The sequence below is a fragment of the Micromonospora sp. NPDC050695 genome (assembly GCF_040654415.1).
GTDB lineage: Bacteria > Actinomycetota > Actinomycetes > Mycobacteriales > Micromonosporaceae > Micromonospora.
Genome location: NZ_JBFAHZ010000085.1, coordinates 1 through 14927, shown reverse-complemented (window position 1 = coordinate 14927; position 14927 = coordinate 1). Strand labels below are relative to the sequence as shown.

Below are 14927 nucleotides of genomic sequence, written 5' to 3'. Positions count from 1 at the left end.
CCTCGACGGTGACCACGACTGCGTGCTGGCCACGTCGAGCGTGCCCGGCGTCACCCACCGGTGCTTCCGGGGTCCGGCCGCCCGTTTCGTCGGTGCGGGTTCGCAGGTCAGCCGCCGGCGAAGGTCACCTCGGTGCCACACTTGGCGTTCTGGTTGAGGCAGGACTTCACCAGGCCGCCGAGGTGTGCCGGATCCCAGGCGTTCATGAAGTCACCATGCATGGAGGACGCCTTGCCGGAGGCGAGGCTGAGCCCGGTACCGCCCAGCGACTGGTAGTTGACCATGAAGGAGAGGTCCGGCACGGCCACCGGGTACTTGCCGGTGCAGACGCCGTTGACCGGGTCGCCCATGTGCGACTTGTGGTCGGGCGAGTCGATGTTCTTGCCGTCCCAGCAGTCCTTGAACACGAGCTGGAAGATCAGGTTGCCGCCCGGGGCGCAGACCGGCCAGTTGCCGTCTGCGCTGCGTCCGGTTTCGGCGCTGCCGGCGCACCAGAATTGGTTGCCGCCGCCGTTCTTCGGAGTGTCGACCTGCCGCTTGGCGTCACCCTCGACCATCCGCAGGCCCGGCGGAAAGGGCTTCACGGTGGACGGATCCTTGACCCGCGAGCCGTAGTAGACGCGGAAGCTCTTGATCGGAACAGCCTTGCCGTCCTTGCGCAACTCCGGGGTCCAGTACGCGCTCAGGTCGCCCGGGGCGTTGCAGGTGGTCTTCGCGGAGAGCAGCTTGTCCGTAGTGGTGAAGGCGTCGATCTTCGGGCCGAAGAAGGTGTGCATGTGCGAGGCGCCCGGCAGGCCGGGTACGACGATCGGGTCGTCCGGAGCGGAGTTGGCGACCTCGCAGTCGGTGTGGAACTCGGGAACGCGGGTGGTTCCCGGCGGCACCGCCTTCGGCCTGATCGCGTTGAAGGCGGCCAGTTCCTTGGCCCACCGGGCCTGGTCCACGGGCACCCAGCCCGCGGCCGGCGTGCCCGGCGTGTTGGGCGTGCCCGGCGTGGTGGGCGTGCCCGGGGTGGCCGGCGCGGGCGTCGGCGTCGACGCGGCGGGACTCGGCGTCGGCGAAGCGCTCGGCGTCGTGCCGGCCGCAGGGCCGAACGTGAACCAGTTCAGGTTGACGAAGTCCGACCGGGACGTGCTCCGCATGACAGCGAAGACCGTCTGCGCGCCGGCCGGAACCGTGGACACCTTCGCGGTGACGGTCGTCCACTTCTGCCAACCGCCGGTGCCGGCGATCGGGAAGCTGGCCAGCAGCGTGCCGGACTGCGCGCCGAGGCGCAGCTCGACGGTGCCGCCGTCGGTGTTGTGCGCGGCGACCCGGGCCGTCAGGTCGGTGCCGGTGATCGACACGCCGTCGTACCGCAGCCAGTCGCCGTTGGCCAGCCAGCCGACGTTCCTGCCGCCGCCGGTGTCGCCGGTGCCCTCGGTTTGCGCCCCGAACTGCGCCGCGAACTCCTCCGCCTGGACTCGGCCGGGCACGGCGGTCTCTTCGGCCTGGGCGCCGGCGATGTAGATGCCACTGCCGGCGAGGGCGACGGCGACGGTGGAGGCGAGCGTGATGCGTGTGAGGCGACGACGCTTGAGCGCCGGGTCCGGCGGTGCGACGTGCGCAGCGGTAGTCCGCATTACCAGTATTTCCTTCGGGTCGAGGATAGGGCTGATGCCGAAAAGAGTATGAGCGGTCAGCGTATCGGCATCAACGTGCGGAAGAAGATTCAAGAGGGCAGCGCCGCGTATCCGCTGGCGGCCGACGTAGGGGCTACGGATAACAATTTTTGGAATCATTTTCTCTTAAATCTTCTTTAAGCTGTCGCCGTCGACCTGGCCGGGTGGTCAAGGCGGCTTCGCCGGGCAGGCCAGTGACCCCGGCCACCTCGACGATGCCGCAGCTCAGGATCGATCCAGTGGTCCTCCAGAGTCAGTCAATTCAGTCTGTCTATTGTGGACTGGTCCGGAGCCGCGATGCAGGACGGCCGCTTCCCAGTTGGCAATGGAGTGGAAGATGGACTCGTCGGGCCTGATGCTCGAAGGTGTTGGTCTCCGCTTCGGCGGCCTCACCGCGCTGAGTGACGTGTCGCTGCGGGTGCCTCCCGGGCAGGTGGTCGGCGTCATCGGTCCGAACGGCGCGGGAAAGAGCACGCTGTTCAACGTCATCTGTGGGCTGCTGCGGCCCGACACCGGGCGGCTGCTCATGGACGGGCGCGCCCTTCGACGGCTGCGCCCACACCAGCTCACCCGGCTCGGTGTCGCCCGCACCCTGCAGGACGTTGGCCTCTTCGACGGGCTCAGCGTGCTGGAGAACGTCATGGCCGGCGCGACGAACCGGGCTCGTGCGGGCTTCGCCTCCGCTCTGTTCGGGCTGCCCAGGAGTGGGCGCGACGAGCGGCGACTACGCGATCACGCGCGGGAGGTTTTGGACGAACTCGGCCTCAGCGGGTTCGCCGACGCATCGCCGCCGTCGCTGCCCTACGCCATTCGTCAGCGGGTGGCACTGGCCCGGGCGCTGGCGGCACGTCCACGACTGCTGCTACTCGACGAGCCGGCCGGCGGACTCGGCCCCGAAGACATCGACAAGCTCAGCACGCTGATCCAAGACCTGCCGCGACGAGCCGACCATCCCTGCTCCGTCCTCCTCGTGGAACACCACATGGATCTGGTGATGGGAGTGTGCGACGAGGTCGTCGTCCTCAACTTCGGTCGAGTGCTCATCACCGGCACACCCGATCAGGTGGGCGACGATCCGAGAGTCGCCGAGGCTTACCTGGGCGCCACCGTCGAAGCAGCCGCATGAGCGCCGCACCCCTGTTGACCGTGCGGGACCTCGTGGCCGGCTACGGTAATGCCGCGCCCGTTCTGCGCTCCGTCAGCTTCGATGTCGAACCGGGCAGCATCACCGCCGTCGTCGGCGCCAACGGCGCCGGCAAGACCACCCTGATGCGCGCGCTGTCGGGCCTGATCCGCCCCGCTGCCGGTGAGCTGCGCTTCGACGACGTGGACCTGCGGGAGGTGCCGGTCGAGCGGCGCGTCCGGCACGGCCTCGCGCACGTCCCACAGGGCCACGGCGTGGTCGCCGAGCTGACCGTCGACGAAAACCTCCGCCTCGGCGGCCTGTGGCGCCGGGACCGCGCCGACGCCCGCCGGGCTGTTGCCGAGGTCTACGAGATGTTCGAGCCACTGGCCCTGCGGCGGCGACACGCGGGGCATCAGCTCTCCGGCGGCGAGCGTCAAATGCTGGCCCTGGGACGAGCGCTCGTTGGTCGGCCCCGGCTCCTACTCCTCGACGAACCGTCACTCGGCCTGGCGCCAAAGGCCGTCGCACAGACCATGGCCCTCCTGCGTCGGCTTCGCGACGAGTCCGCCGTGGCTGTACTACTGGCTGAACAGAGCCTGCGCGGTGCGCTGTCGGTCGCCGACCGGGGCATCGTCATGTCGCAGGGGCAACTGGTCTTCACGGCCCCCGCGAAAGACCTGCGTGACAACCCGCACCTTCGTCAGCTCTACCTCGGGTTCTGACCCGCCGACGCTTCGCGCACCCGGCCCGGAAAGGGATGTTGTTGGAACGGTTCGTGTTTCTGACATTGGACGGCCTCGCGAGAGGGACGGCCTACGCGGCCTTCGCGCTGGCGCTCGTCCTGATCTGGCGGGCCGCCCGAGTCGTCAACTTCGCCCAGGGCGCGATGGCGGTGGCCTGCGTCTACGTCGCGCACAGCGTGACCGCGGCGACCGGTTCGTACTGGGCCGGATTCGGCGCGGCCGTGGCATCGGGGCTCGTTCTGGGCGCGGCGGTGGACTTCTGCGTGATGCGCCTGGCCGCCGGGACGGCGTCGCACCTGAACTCCGTGATCATCGCGCTCGGGTTGGTGCTCATCATCCAAGCGGTGCTCGGCATCGCCTACGGCAACGAGTACCTGCCGACACCCGCCCCGTTTGACCGTACGGCGATCACCGTCGGTGAGTTCGTGCTGCTCTCGCCGTTCGATCTGTTCGTCATCGGTACGGTGGCCGCCGCCGTCGCGGCGCTCGCCTGGCTGTTCGGCCGTACGCCGGTCGGGTTGCGGATGCGGGCCGGCGCGTTCGCCCCCGAGGTGTCGCGGCTGCTCGGTGTCAACGTCGGCGGGATGCTCACCCTCGGCTGGGCGCTGGCCGCGGGCCTGGGCGCCATCGCCGGCATGCTTGTCGTTCCAACCGAGCTGGCGCTCCATCCGCACGCCATGGACCTGGTCTTCGTCGCCTCGTTCACCGCGGCGGTCATCGGTGGGCTGGACAGCCCACCCGGCGTGGTCGTCGGCGGGCTGGCCGTCGGTCTGACGCTGTCGTACGTCTCGGGATATCTCGGTGGTGACCTCAGCCCGCTGGCCACCCTGCTCCTGCTGCTGGCGGTGCTGCTCGTCAGGCCGGAAGGGCTGATCACCAGGGCCAAGGTGAGGCGGGTATGAACATGCTCCTTCGAACGAGCCCACTGCGTCGCGTCCTGCTCACGGCGCTGGCCGCTCTGCTGGTGCTCATCGCCAGTCAGGTTCTGGATCCGTTCCGCAATTTCCAGTTCGCCACCATCGCCGCCTATCTCTGCGCCACCGCCGGCCTCACCGTCCTCACCGGGCTCAACGGTCAACTCTCCCTCGGTCACGGAGCGCTGATGGCCAGCGGCGCGTACACCGTGGCGCTGATCCAGGACGCGTTCGGCGGACGTCAGCTGGCCGCCGGTTGGATCCTGGTGGTGACGCTGCTCGGCGCGCTGGCGGTCGGCGTCGCCGCCGGTGCCGTGATCGGGCTCGCCGCCGCCCGGTTGCAGGGGCCACACCTCGCCGGGCTCACGCTTGGCGTGGCGGTGATCGTCCCGTCGTTGGCGACCACCTTCGACGCCCTCCTCGGTGGTGAGCAGGGGTTGCCGGTGCAGGCCGCCCAGCCGCCACTCGCCCTCGGTGCGACATTCCCGTACGAGCGTTGGCAGGTCTGGCTGGCCTGGACGATCACCCTCCCCACCATTCTGCTGCTCACCAATCTCGTCCACAGCCGCCTGGGCCGCGACATGCGGGCCGTACGAGACCACGAGGTCGCGGCCAGCCTGAGCGGGATCGACGTGGCCCGTACCCGCGTTGTCACGTTCACCGTCAGCGCCGGATGCGCCGCCCTCGGTGGTGCTCTGTTGGCGGTCCTGACGCAGGTCGCCTCGCCCGGCTCGTACCCGCTCACGCTCTCCGTGTTCCTGCTCATGGCGGTCGTGATCGGTGGCCTGGACAGCCTGACGGGTGCGATCTGGGGAGCGCTGCTCCTGGTTGCCCTGCCCGACCTCGCCCAGTCGGTCACGGGACTGTTCTCGTTCCCACCCGGCGAGGCGCAGCGCTGGGAGGGCAACCTGCCGACGGCGGCGTTCGGACTGATGCTCATCACGGTCATGGCCGTTGCGCCCACCGGAGTGAGCGGGCTGCAACGACGCGTCCTGCGGGCCGCGGCCGACCGGTGGCGCGCACGACGGCCCAACCCCGGGGCGGAGACCCCCTGACACCATCGCTACCAATGCGAGCACCGGCCGGCGACGGACGGAGGAAGAGGTTGATCATGTTGACTGTCAGGCGGGTGTCGGCTGCGGCCGCAGCGGCGTTGATACTGGTGGGGACGGCTGCCTGTGGCGCGGACGGATCAGGTGGGTCCGCCGCGGTGCCCGGGGTGACCGACACCGAGGTGGTGGTCGGCACGCACACCCCGTTGACCGGTCCGGCCGCGGCCGGCTATTCCACGATCGCCCCCGCCACTCGCGCGTACTTCGACTACGTCAACGCGCAGGGTGGCGTGCACGGTCGCAAAATCACCTACAAGATCAAGGACGACGGCTACAACCCCGCGAACACGCAGCAGGTGGTGCGGCAACTGGTCCTGCAGGACCGGGTGTTCGCCATCCTCAACGGACTGGGCACCCCGACCCACACCTCGGTGTTGGACTTCCTCAACAGCAACCGCGTACCGGACCTGTTCCCCGCCTCCGGCACCCGCAACTGGGATCAGCCCACCAAGTATCCGAACACCTTCGCCTTCCAACCCGACTACGTCGTGGAGGGCAAGGTGCTGGGCGCCCACATCAAGTCCCAGTACCAGGGGCAGAAGGTGTGTTTCCTCGGCCAGGAGGACGATTTCGGCCGCGACGGTCTCGCCGGGTTGGAAAAGGTCCTCGGCGCGGTGGCCGTCAAACGGACGTACGTCACGAGCAACACCAACGTCGAGCCGCAGATCAGCAGCTTCAAGCAGGAAGGCTGCCAGGTGGTGGTGCTCGCCACCATCCCGGGCTTCACCGCCCGCTCGCTCAGCGTCGCCAAGCAGCTCAGCTTCACTCCGAGCTTCCTGGTGTTCAACACCGGCGGCGACTACCAGACGCTGGCCAAGCAGCTCGGTGCTGACGCGAAGCTCACCGAAGGCCTCGTCGGGCTCAACTACCTGCCGCTCTACACCGAGACCGCCGACCCCTGGATCCAGCTCTTCACGAAGGTCAACAAGGAGTACAACGGTGGTGCGCCGTTGGATGGCAATGCGATCTTCGGCATGTCGATCGGTTACCTGTTCGTCCAGGAGTTGCTCGCCGCCGGTCGGGACCTCACCCGCGAATCGCTGATCAAGGCGGTCGAGCGGGGCGGTTACCAGGGGCCGGGCCTCGCGCTGTTGCGGCACTCGCCGACCGACCACTCGGGGTACGGCGGCGAGCGGTTCACCAGGGTCACCAACGGAGTGCAGTCCTATTTCGGCCCCACCTACCAGACGGATGAGGCGGACGCTCCCGTGACCGAGTACGACACCCCTCGCGCGGCACCCCCGGCCAACGGCATCCCGCAGGCTGGCTGACCGAGGAGGCGACCTCCATGAAAAAATTGCTCTTGATCAATATGCACTGTGCCCTGACCGGCGATCATAGGAGCGTGACCAGTGGGTAAGGTCATCGTTGGCGCGCACCCTTCCTACGGCCACATCGTTCCGATGCGGGCCATCGCCGCCGACCTCGTCCGACGGGGTCACGACGTGACCTTCGTGACCGGCTCCGCGTACCGCGACGGCGTCGAACGCGACGGCGTCCACTTCGCCCCGCTTTCTGGCGCGGCGGACGTCGACTCCCGAACCCTGCATCAACGGCACCCCGAACTCCTCGCCCTGCCACGGGACGAGGCGTTCGACCTCGCCATGTCCCACGTCTTCGTCGAGACCCTCGCGGCACAGCACCACACCATGCAGAACGAGATAGCCAAGGCCGGAAGCCTGCCTGTCGTGGTATTGCAGGAGACCATGTTCATGGGTATGTGGCCGGCACTGCTCGGGGTGCCGGTGGCCAGGCGGGTTCCCGTACTGGGGATCGGCGTCCTGCCGATCACCATGACCAGCGTCGACACGGCGCCGTTTCGTTCAGGTCTGCCTCCGGACACCTCCCCGCGAGGCCGGCGGCGCAACCAGGAACTGAACCGCGTCTTTCGAGACAGCGGGCTACCACACACCCAACGCGGCGTGGACGAGGTGCTACGCGGCCTCGGCGCGGCACATCCACCGCCGTTCATCCTCGACGGCGTGGTGACCCTTCCCGACCAGTACCTTCAGCTCTCCATCGAGGAAATCGAATACCCGCGTAGCGACGCGCCCGCAAGTCTGCACTTTGTGGGCGCACTGCCCATCGGGGCTCGGCGTGACCACGGGCCACCGCCGGTGTGGTGGGAAGACGTCGTCCACAGTGCACGGCCGGTGATCGCGGTGTCGCAGGGGACGCAGGCGAACCGCGACTTCGGTGAGCTGATCGAGCCGACCATGAAAGCCCTGGCCGACCTCGATGTGTTGGTTGTCGTGGCGACCGGGCGAGACGCGGCCCTCTCCGACGTTCCGGACAACGCGCGGACAACCCCGTTCATCGACTTCGACCTCCTGCTGCCGCACGTCGACCTCCTCGTGCACAACGGCGGCTATGGCGGGGTGCAGCAGGCACTCGTGCACGGCGTCCCGCTTGTGCTCGCCGGGCAGAGCGAGGACAAGACCGAGGTCACCGCCCGCGTCGCCTGGGCCGGCGCAGCCATCAATCTGGCGACGTCACGTCCCGACGAGGCAGCCATCAGGTCGGCGGTCGAAACGGTGCTCGACGACCCGCGGTACCGCAAACGCGCCGGTGAACTCAGCGATGAGTACGCACGCCACGACGCACTTGCCGAAATCGCCGCCGCGGTCGAGCAGTCCCTCGCTGCGTCGACGAGCTGACCGACCGGCGACAACGGATCGCCGAGACGCCCGACCACTGGCTCGATGATGTGCGTCGGGCGGCTCCGGCTGTCGTCGCCGCGTCGCCTGAGCCTCCGACCCTGCACGGGTCGAAGGCTCAGGCGACCAGCGGCAGAGATCTTGAATGGTCAGGTTGAGTCGTCGAGGGTCAGGCCGGTGTGGGACGGTGGTCGGCCTCACCCATTGATGGCCGTTGACGCGTAGTCTGCTGTCCGTGACGGGCCGTGAGGCCGTCGACAGCGCAGGAGGTGCGGGCAGTGGGCAGATGGTTCAACCGCAGCCGTAAACGCGACGACGAGCCGCCGCGCGAATCGACGCCCGGGCCGGTCATCGAGATCACCGTCTCCGGGGGCGGTCGTCGCCCGGTCAGCACGACGATCGGCGGTCCGACCGCCTTCGGGTTGCAGTACCACGCCTTCCACGACCAGTACGGCGCGACCGACGCGCGGACGCTGGAGGCGGGGACCCGCTACGCGCAGGAGTTGATGCGCACCAACGACATCGACGAGGCCGTGGCCGTCTATCAGGTGGTCGTCGGGTTGCGCAGCTCGGCGCTCGGGTCCGAACATCCGGACACCCTGCGCAGCAAGCACAGCCTGGCCTTCGCGCTGTGGCAGCGCGGCTCCCACGCCGAGGCGCAACGGGTGCAACGAGACGTCTACGAGGCGCGGCGTCGGGTGCTGGGCGACGCGGACGCCGAGACGCTGCGCAGCGGCAACAACCTCGGCTGGCTGCTGATCGAGCTGGGTCGGCTCGACGAGGCCGAGCCCCTGCTGCGGCGGGTCGCCGACGGCATGGCGCGGACGCTGGGCAGGAACGACACCGACACTCTGGCCTGCCAGATGAAACTGGCCGGCATCCAGCACCTGCAGGGCCACAGCCAGCAGGCCGAGCGTGCCCTGCGGGACGTGGTCCGGCGGTTGACCAGGACGTTGGGCCCCACCAACCCGGTGTCGTTGCAGGCCCACAGCAACCTGCTGGTCGTCCTGCTCGACTCCGGTCGGGCCGCCGAGGCGGTCGACGCGGCCCGGTCGCTGGCCGACGACGCCGGGCGCGCCCTGAGCACCACCGACGGGGTGTCCCTGCACGCCCGGCACTCCCTGGCCAGAGCCCTCGCTGGGGTGGGCCGGCGGGACGAGGCGATCCGGTTGCTGGCCGATACGCTGCCGGACAGTGAACGGGGCCGAGGAGTCGACCATCCCGCGACCCTGGAGATGCGGACGCTCTTCGCCCTGCTGCTGGTCGAGGCGGGCGACCGGCGGGCGGGCCGGGAGGCGCGGGCCGCGCTGGCCGGCTGCGAACGCGCGCACGGCCCGACTCATCCCGACACGGAGAAGGCCCGGGCGCTGGTCCGGCGGACCCGCTGACACCGACGGGTGCCGCTCAGCCGCCGGTGTGGATGTGCGCCGCCCACAGCGTCGGCGCCAGCGGGTAGCGGTCCCGGAGCCCCCGCACGGCCGAGTGCAGCGCGTACGCCGCCGACCCGGTGGGGTCGGCGTGCGCGTAGAAGGCGGTGGTCAGGGCGAGGGAGACCGCGTCGTCGACCTCCCACAGGGTGCCGATGACATGCCGGAACCCGGCGAGCTGGAAGGCGCCGGTGATGTGCAGCGACTCGTCGACCAGCGTCAACGGGGCCTGGGCGGTCGCGCAGGCCGACAGGAAGGCGAACTCCGCGTCCAGGTCCAGCTGGGACACGTCGGTCACGGTGAGTGGGCTGTCCTGATGATCGTGTACGAGGAGCCGGCCCTGCGCCGGGTCGTGCGGTTCGGCCACCGCGTGGCAGGCGAAGTGCGCGTAGGCCGAGTCGGCCAACCGGTCCAGGACCTGTTGCCGGGTGGCCGTCGCGTCCAGCCCGAGCCACGGCTGGGGCAGCGCCCGCGCCGCCGACTCGGCCTCACGTTCGGCGCTGGGCAACGCCCCCGGGCCGCCGGGGGTGGCGCGCATCGCCACCACGCAGGACCGGGCGTCCGGCCGGGACGGCCGCGCTGCGGTGCGTTTGCGGGCGAGCGCGGTCACGGTCGGGGTGTAGGAGGAGACCACCCGGTCGAGGGCCGACCGGCCGGCGTCGGCCTGCGCGGCGTGCAGGGGGAAGAACGCCAGCGGGCCGACCGGGCACCACCAGACGCGCGGCAGCTCCCCGGCCGCCCCCGGCGCGTCGAGCCGGTCCAGCACCGGCCCGACGAGGGCATTCCACAACCAATCGAGTACGCCGCCGAGCTCCGACTGGGCGCGCAGCCGGCTGCGCGCGTCCGCCGCCGGATCGTAGGCCGTGGTGGTGGCCTCCTGGAGTAACCCCAGCTGCGTCATCGCGTCGGCCAGCGACAGATCCGGCAGCGGCAGCACCGTCACCCGGTGCTGGCGCAGGATGAGCGCGTCGCACCGCAACTCGCTCGCGATCGGCACGATGACGGTCCCGTCGACCTGGTCGAGCAGCTGCCGGGCGCTGGGCGGACGCAGGAAGTCGCCCAGGCCGGGCAGCTTCCGGATCGTCGCCAGCAGCACGTTCCACTCGGTCTCCCGGTCCCGGCCGAAGGTGGTGGGGCGGGGCGATTCGGGGACGGGCGCCTCGAAGTCCCGGCGCATCCGTTGGAAGTCGGCCGCCAGGCGCCCGTCGGCACGCTGGAGCGCCGCCCACTCGCCGTCCGCCGTCAACCGTTGGTGCAGCAGCAGGCCCCGGCCCCGCTCCAGCAGCTCCAGGGCCCGCTCCGGCTGCCCGGCGCCGATCGCGCAGGAGGCGGCGGTCGCCGCCATCCCGACCGTCGAGCCGAGGTCGGCGTACTGGTCGTGCCGGGTACGCCCGCGGGAGGCCAGCCGCGGCAGCAACGTGATGGCCTCGTCGAAGGCATCCGTCGCCTCCTCCCACCGGTTCAGCGCGGTCAGCGAGTAGGCCGCCTTGTCGAACGCCTGGATCCGGACCGGCACGGCGCCGGACTCGGTGCGGCCGGCGGCGAGCGCCCGTTCGGCGGCCTCGGTCAGCAGGGCCGGATCACCGGTACGCAGGTAGGTCGCCCGCAACGCCTGGGCGATGGACAACCCGGTCTCGACCCGCTGCGGATCGCGCGCGGGCAGGGCGTCCAGCGCCCTGCGCAGCAGGTCGAGCGCCTCCTCCACGTAGGCGGGCTCACCGGTGGCGTCGTAGAGCAACCGAAGGCTGTAGCCCAACTGGTCCAGGTACAACGCGTGGTTGGCCTCGCCGCGTACGGACAGCGCGAGCGCCCGGCGCAGCAGGCCGATAGCCGTCTCCAGCGCGGAGATGTCGCCGGTCAGCTGGTGCGTCTTCATGCCGACGGTGGAGAGGCTGGCGAGCGCCGTCCGATGGTCCGGATGCCGCTCGGGCACGGTGTTCAGCACGGCGGCAAACTCCTGCCACGCCTGGCCGAGCAACTCGACGCGGCCGGTGCGGTCGACCAGGGTGAGCAACGTCTGCCCGGTCAGGAACCGCGGGGCGTTGCTCTGCGGGGTGTGTTCCCGCAGCACGGCGACGGCCCGTTCGGCATCGGCGGTGTGGGTGGTCCCGGCCGCCCTGGCCAGCAGGCAACGTGCTCGCAGCACGACGATCTGGTCCTGGTTGGGCCCGGTCGCGTCCACCGAGGACACCAGCTCCAACGCCTCGTCGACGTAGTCCTCCACCCCGGTGAGCTGGTACGCACGCAACAGCGCCTCCGCGTGGATGCCGCGCAACGCGGGCCGATTCTCCTCGCTGATCCACCGCTCGGCCAGCTTGGCGATGGCCGTGAGCCGGTAGAGCGTGTCGACCGAGCCGTCGAAGTCGTGCCGGACCCGATAGACCTGGCAGGTCTTGAGCCTCAGCAACGCGCTGGTGGCGAGGTCGGCCGAGGCGTCGTCGGCGAACTGCAGATATCGCTCGGCGATGTCCAGCAGCTGCGGTTCGTTCTCCACCCGGGCTCTGGCCAGCAGCACATCGGTGTACGTGGCCAGCGCGAGGACGCCGTGCGGCGTACCCAACTCCTCAGCCAGAAAGGAGTCGGCCATGGTGCGGATCGCGGCCTCCAGCACGACGGTGGCCTCGATCAGGTCCTCCCGCGCGTGGTCCGCGCCGTACCTGCGGAGCAGCGCGGCCCCCAGCTCCACCTGGGCCTCGGCCCATCGCCGGTCGCCGCGCGGCTGCCCGGCCGCGGCACGACGCCAGTGCTCGACCGTCTCCCTCGCACAGCGACTCACCGGCGCACCTCCCCGTCCGCGACGCTCCCCAGCATGCCAGTCGCGCGCCGACATCGACAGGAGATAATCGGCCGGTGAGTCAATCGGTGCCGGACAGGCGACTCGACGATGACCGGGCGGCCCGGCTGGCCCGGATCTGCGCGGACATCGCGCAGGTGGGTGACCTGCTCGGGCCGGAGCCGGCCCAGGCCCTGACGCGACTGCGGGACACCTCGCTGTCCGACCAGGGCGTGGACGTGGTGCTCGCCGAGGTGACCGAGTTGATGCGCGCCAGAGGGCTGGTCGGTGGTGACACACCCGCCCGGGGGCACCGCTACCTGCCGCTGGCTGGCGTTCGCGGCCGCCGCCCGGAAGTGGTCCAGGTGTGCCCCGGCGACCTGTGCGACCGGGTGGAGATCCCGCGGCCGGACGCCGGCCCGCCGCCGCGCTGCGCCGTGTGGGACTGCCCGCTGCCGGCGTTTCGGATGGACCGGTGAACGCCCTCATCGCCTCGCTCGGCGGGAAACTGGCCGAGCGGTGGCTCGCCGGACTGGCGCTGCCCGGGGTGGTGTTCGTGGCGGTGGCCGCCGCGGCGGTGCGGCTCGGGCACGCCCACTGGTGGGACCTGCGGCTGCTGCGGCAGGAGGTGGAGCGGCTTGCCCTCGGGGCGCCGGCACGGGGCACCGGTTCCGCGCTGCTGATCGTGCTCGGTGTCGTGTTGGCCAGCGTCGTCGCCGCGATGGCCGCCCAGAGCCTGGAACGCCTGGTCGTGGCCTTCTGGACCCAGGACTGGGGTCGGGTCGGCGATGCCGTGACCCGCCGGCGGCGGCGCCGGTGGAACGCCGCCATGGACCGGTACGAGACCGCCCTGCGGGACAAGGCGCGGCGGTTGCGATCCGGCGACGCCGCCGGACCGCTGCCGGACACCCAGGCGCTCGCCCGCGCCTGCGACCGGATCGCGTTGACCGAACCGGACCGGCCGACGTGGATCGGTGACCGCATGCTCGCCACGGCGGTACGGGTGCGTGCCCGCTACGGCCTGGACCTCGCCGCCGCCTGGCCCCGACTGTGGTTGCTGCTGCCCGAGGAGACCCGGGACCCGCTTGCCCTCGCGCAGGCCGACTTCGCCGCCGCCGCCCGACGGGTGGGCTGGGGGCTGCTGTATCTGGCGCTCGGTCTGCTGTGGTGGCCCGCGGTGATCCTCGGCCTCGGGCTGTGCGTGGTGGGTTGGCGACGGGGTCGCAGCACGGTGTCCGTGCTGGCCGACCTGGTGGAGGCGGTGGTCGATCTGCACGTGCGTACCCTCGGCGCCGCGCTGGGACATCCCACCGACGGCACCTTCGGCACGGCCGACGGAGAGGCCCTGACCGTCCTGCTGCGCAAGGACCGGTGATCCCGGGCTTCGGTGCCGGGTGCGGGGTTTCCGGGAAGGTGCTGCGTTGGGACTGGGTCGTACTCGCCATCCAGGTCGGCGTCGCGGTCATCGTCGTGGCGCTGGCGAACATGCTCACCTTCGCCGCCGCCGTAGGCCCTTGCACATGGACAACCGGCGATCTTCAGTGCCGAGAAGTCGACGCTCCAGCGCCATAGGTGGACGTTCCAGCGCCATAACTGTAAGCGCCGCCGGCGGGACGGCCATAGCCGGCGCGGACACTGTAAGCGCCGCCGGCGGGAGGGCCATAGCCGGCGGGAGCGCCGTACGCGCCGGCGGCGGGAGGAGCAGAACCGACGGGAGGGCCATAGGCGCCGGCGGCGGGACCATACGGGTAGAAAGGCCCTGCGGGAGGGGCGGCGTGAGCAGCGTAAGGGTTTGCGTGAGAAGGGGTGGCAGCGGCAGCAGGTGTGGTGACGTGGGAGAAGCTCACACCCCTCATCGGGACGTACCCATGCTGGGGGGCGGCGGCTGCTGGCCGGGGGGCGGTAGGGGCGGGCATGTGCTCGTCATGTGTCTGAGGGCTCAGGAAGCTCGCCAGGGTGGCAGGGTGCATCTTGAGGTTCTTGTGCACCTTGCTGAACGCCTGCGGGTCGACCAGGCCGCGGCTTACCGCATCAGCTGCCAGGTTCCTGCCGTCGGCGGTGTGCCACTGATACGTCGCCGTGTCCAACGGGAAATTGTATTCGTGTGCAGCCACCACTCGAGACCCTTTTAGCCAGGTATCCACCACGAACTGGTGGTCGCGGTTGTCCTTTATGCCAACAACCGTGAACCGATGCTCAGGTACCGAAACGAAAGCGATCTGGACCTGAGGATGAATCTCGCCTTTCTGCCTAGCATTGTAAACGAGCGTGTTTGCGATAGCGAACGCGACGGCCGCCTGGTCTTCGCAGTTGCCCGCTCCTGTTCCGTGCGCGGCCGCCGCCCGCGCCCCGAGGTAATCCGTCAGATTCTTAACTCGACCGTTAATCATACTTTTCTGCGCCAGGTGCGTCAGGTAGGGGCGAGTTCAGGCGGTCGTAGCATTTGATCTTGGTGGGTCGGTGGGACAGGATTCCCGCTGTGCGCAACATGTTGACCTTGACCGATCGTGAGGA

General features: G+C 70.0%; 11 protein-coding genes. 9 read left to right on the top strand and 2 right to left on the bottom strand.

Annotated features, from left to right (window positions below; all coding sequences use genetic code 11):
* Window positions 1-107 precede the first annotated feature (107 nt).
* Window positions 108-1622, bottom strand: coding sequence for a DUF1996 domain-containing protein (locus AB0H52_RS30525; protein ID WP_151491793.1), 1515 nt, complete (start codon window positions 1620-1622; stop codon window positions 108-110).
* A 376-nt stretch (window positions 1623-1998) separates the two neighbouring features.
* On the opposite strand from AB0H52_RS30525, the gene AB0H52_RS30520 reads away from it, so the two are divergent.
* From AB0H52_RS30520 to AB0H52_RS30490, 7 genes are all read left to right on the top strand, one after another.
* Window positions 1999-2787, top strand: coding sequence for an ABC transporter ATP-binding protein (locus AB0H52_RS30520; protein ID WP_357951716.1), 789 nt, complete (start codon window positions 1999-2001; stop codon window positions 2785-2787).
* Complete coding sequence (locus AB0H52_RS30515; RefSeq protein ID WP_151491791.1) at window positions 2784-3509, top strand: ABC transporter ATP-binding protein; 726 nt, start codon at window positions 2784-2786, stop codon at window positions 3507-3509. The genes AB0H52_RS30520 and AB0H52_RS30515 overlap by 4 nt, the downstream gene beginning before the upstream one ends.
* Before the next feature lie 41 nt (window positions 3510-3550).
* Complete coding sequence (locus tag AB0H52_RS30510; protein WP_151491790.1) at window positions 3551-4432, top strand: branched-chain amino acid ABC transporter permease; 882 nt, start codon at window positions 3551-3553, stop codon at window positions 4430-4432.
* Window positions 4429-5499, top strand: coding sequence for a branched-chain amino acid ABC transporter permease (locus AB0H52_RS30505; RefSeq protein ID WP_357951713.1), 1071 nt, complete (start codon window positions 4429-4431; stop codon window positions 5497-5499). The genes AB0H52_RS30510 and AB0H52_RS30505 overlap by 4 nt, the downstream gene beginning before the upstream one ends.
* Before the next feature lie 164 nt (window positions 5500-5663).
* A complete protein-coding gene (locus AB0H52_RS30500) occupies window positions 5664-6827 on the top strand; it encodes an ABC transporter substrate-binding protein (protein WP_357951711.1) in 1164 nt (387 codons plus the stop codon).
* Between the two features lie 81 nt (window positions 6828-6908).
* The gene (locus tag AB0H52_RS30495; RefSeq protein WP_357951709.1) at window positions 6909-8213 is read left to right on the top strand and encodes a nucleotide disphospho-sugar-binding domain-containing protein; all 1305 of its coding nucleotides are present in this window, start codon (window positions 6909-6911) and stop codon (window positions 8211-8213) included.
* Between the two features lie 278 nt (window positions 8214-8491).
* A complete protein-coding gene (locus AB0H52_RS30490) occupies window positions 8492-9601 on the top strand; it encodes a tetratricopeptide repeat protein (RefSeq protein ID WP_357951707.1) in 1110 nt (369 codons plus the stop codon).
* Between the two features lie 16 nt (window positions 9602-9617).
* Here AB0H52_RS30490 and AB0H52_RS30485 read toward each other — a convergent pair whose 3' ends face one another.
* On the bottom strand, window positions 9618-12416 hold the full coding sequence (locus AB0H52_RS30485) for a CHAT domain-containing protein (protein ID WP_151491785.1): 2799 nt from the start codon (window positions 12414-12416) through the stop codon (window positions 9618-9620).
* Window positions 12417-12490: 74 nt separating this feature from the next.
* On the opposite strand from AB0H52_RS30485, the gene AB0H52_RS30480 reads away from it, so the two are divergent.
* Together AB0H52_RS30480 and AB0H52_RS30475 are read left to right on the top strand one after the other, a co-directional pair.
* Window positions 12491-12892, top strand: coding sequence for a hypothetical protein (locus AB0H52_RS30480; RefSeq protein ID WP_151491784.1), 402 nt, complete (start codon window positions 12491-12493; stop codon window positions 12890-12892).
* Window positions 12889-13788 carry a hypothetical protein gene (locus AB0H52_RS30475; RefSeq protein WP_151491783.1) on the top strand — a complete coding sequence of 300 codons (900 nt, stop codon included), beginning with the start codon at window positions 12889-12891 and terminating at the stop codon, window positions 13786-13788. Before AB0H52_RS30480 ends, AB0H52_RS30475 begins: the two co-directional genes overlap by 4 nt.
* Window positions 13789-14927 lie beyond the last annotated feature (1139 nt).

Excerpts from the sequence above, each read along its gene's own strand:
- AB0H52_RS30525 (WP_151491793.1), bottom strand. The coding sequence starts at position 1,622 with ATGCGGACTACCGCTGCGCACGTCGCACCGCCGGACCCGGCGCTCAAG.
- AB0H52_RS30520 (WP_357951716.1), top strand. The coding sequence starts at position 1,999 with ATGGACTCGTCGGGCCTGATGCTCGAAGGTGTTGGTCTCCGCTTCGGC.
- AB0H52_RS30515 (WP_151491791.1), top strand. The coding sequence starts at position 2,784 with ATGAGCGCCGCACCCCTGTTGACCGTGCGGGACCTCGTGGCCGGCTAC.
- AB0H52_RS30505 (WP_357951713.1), top strand. The coding sequence starts at position 4,429 with ATGAACATGCTCCTTCGAACGAGCCCACTGCGTCGCGTCCTGCTCACG.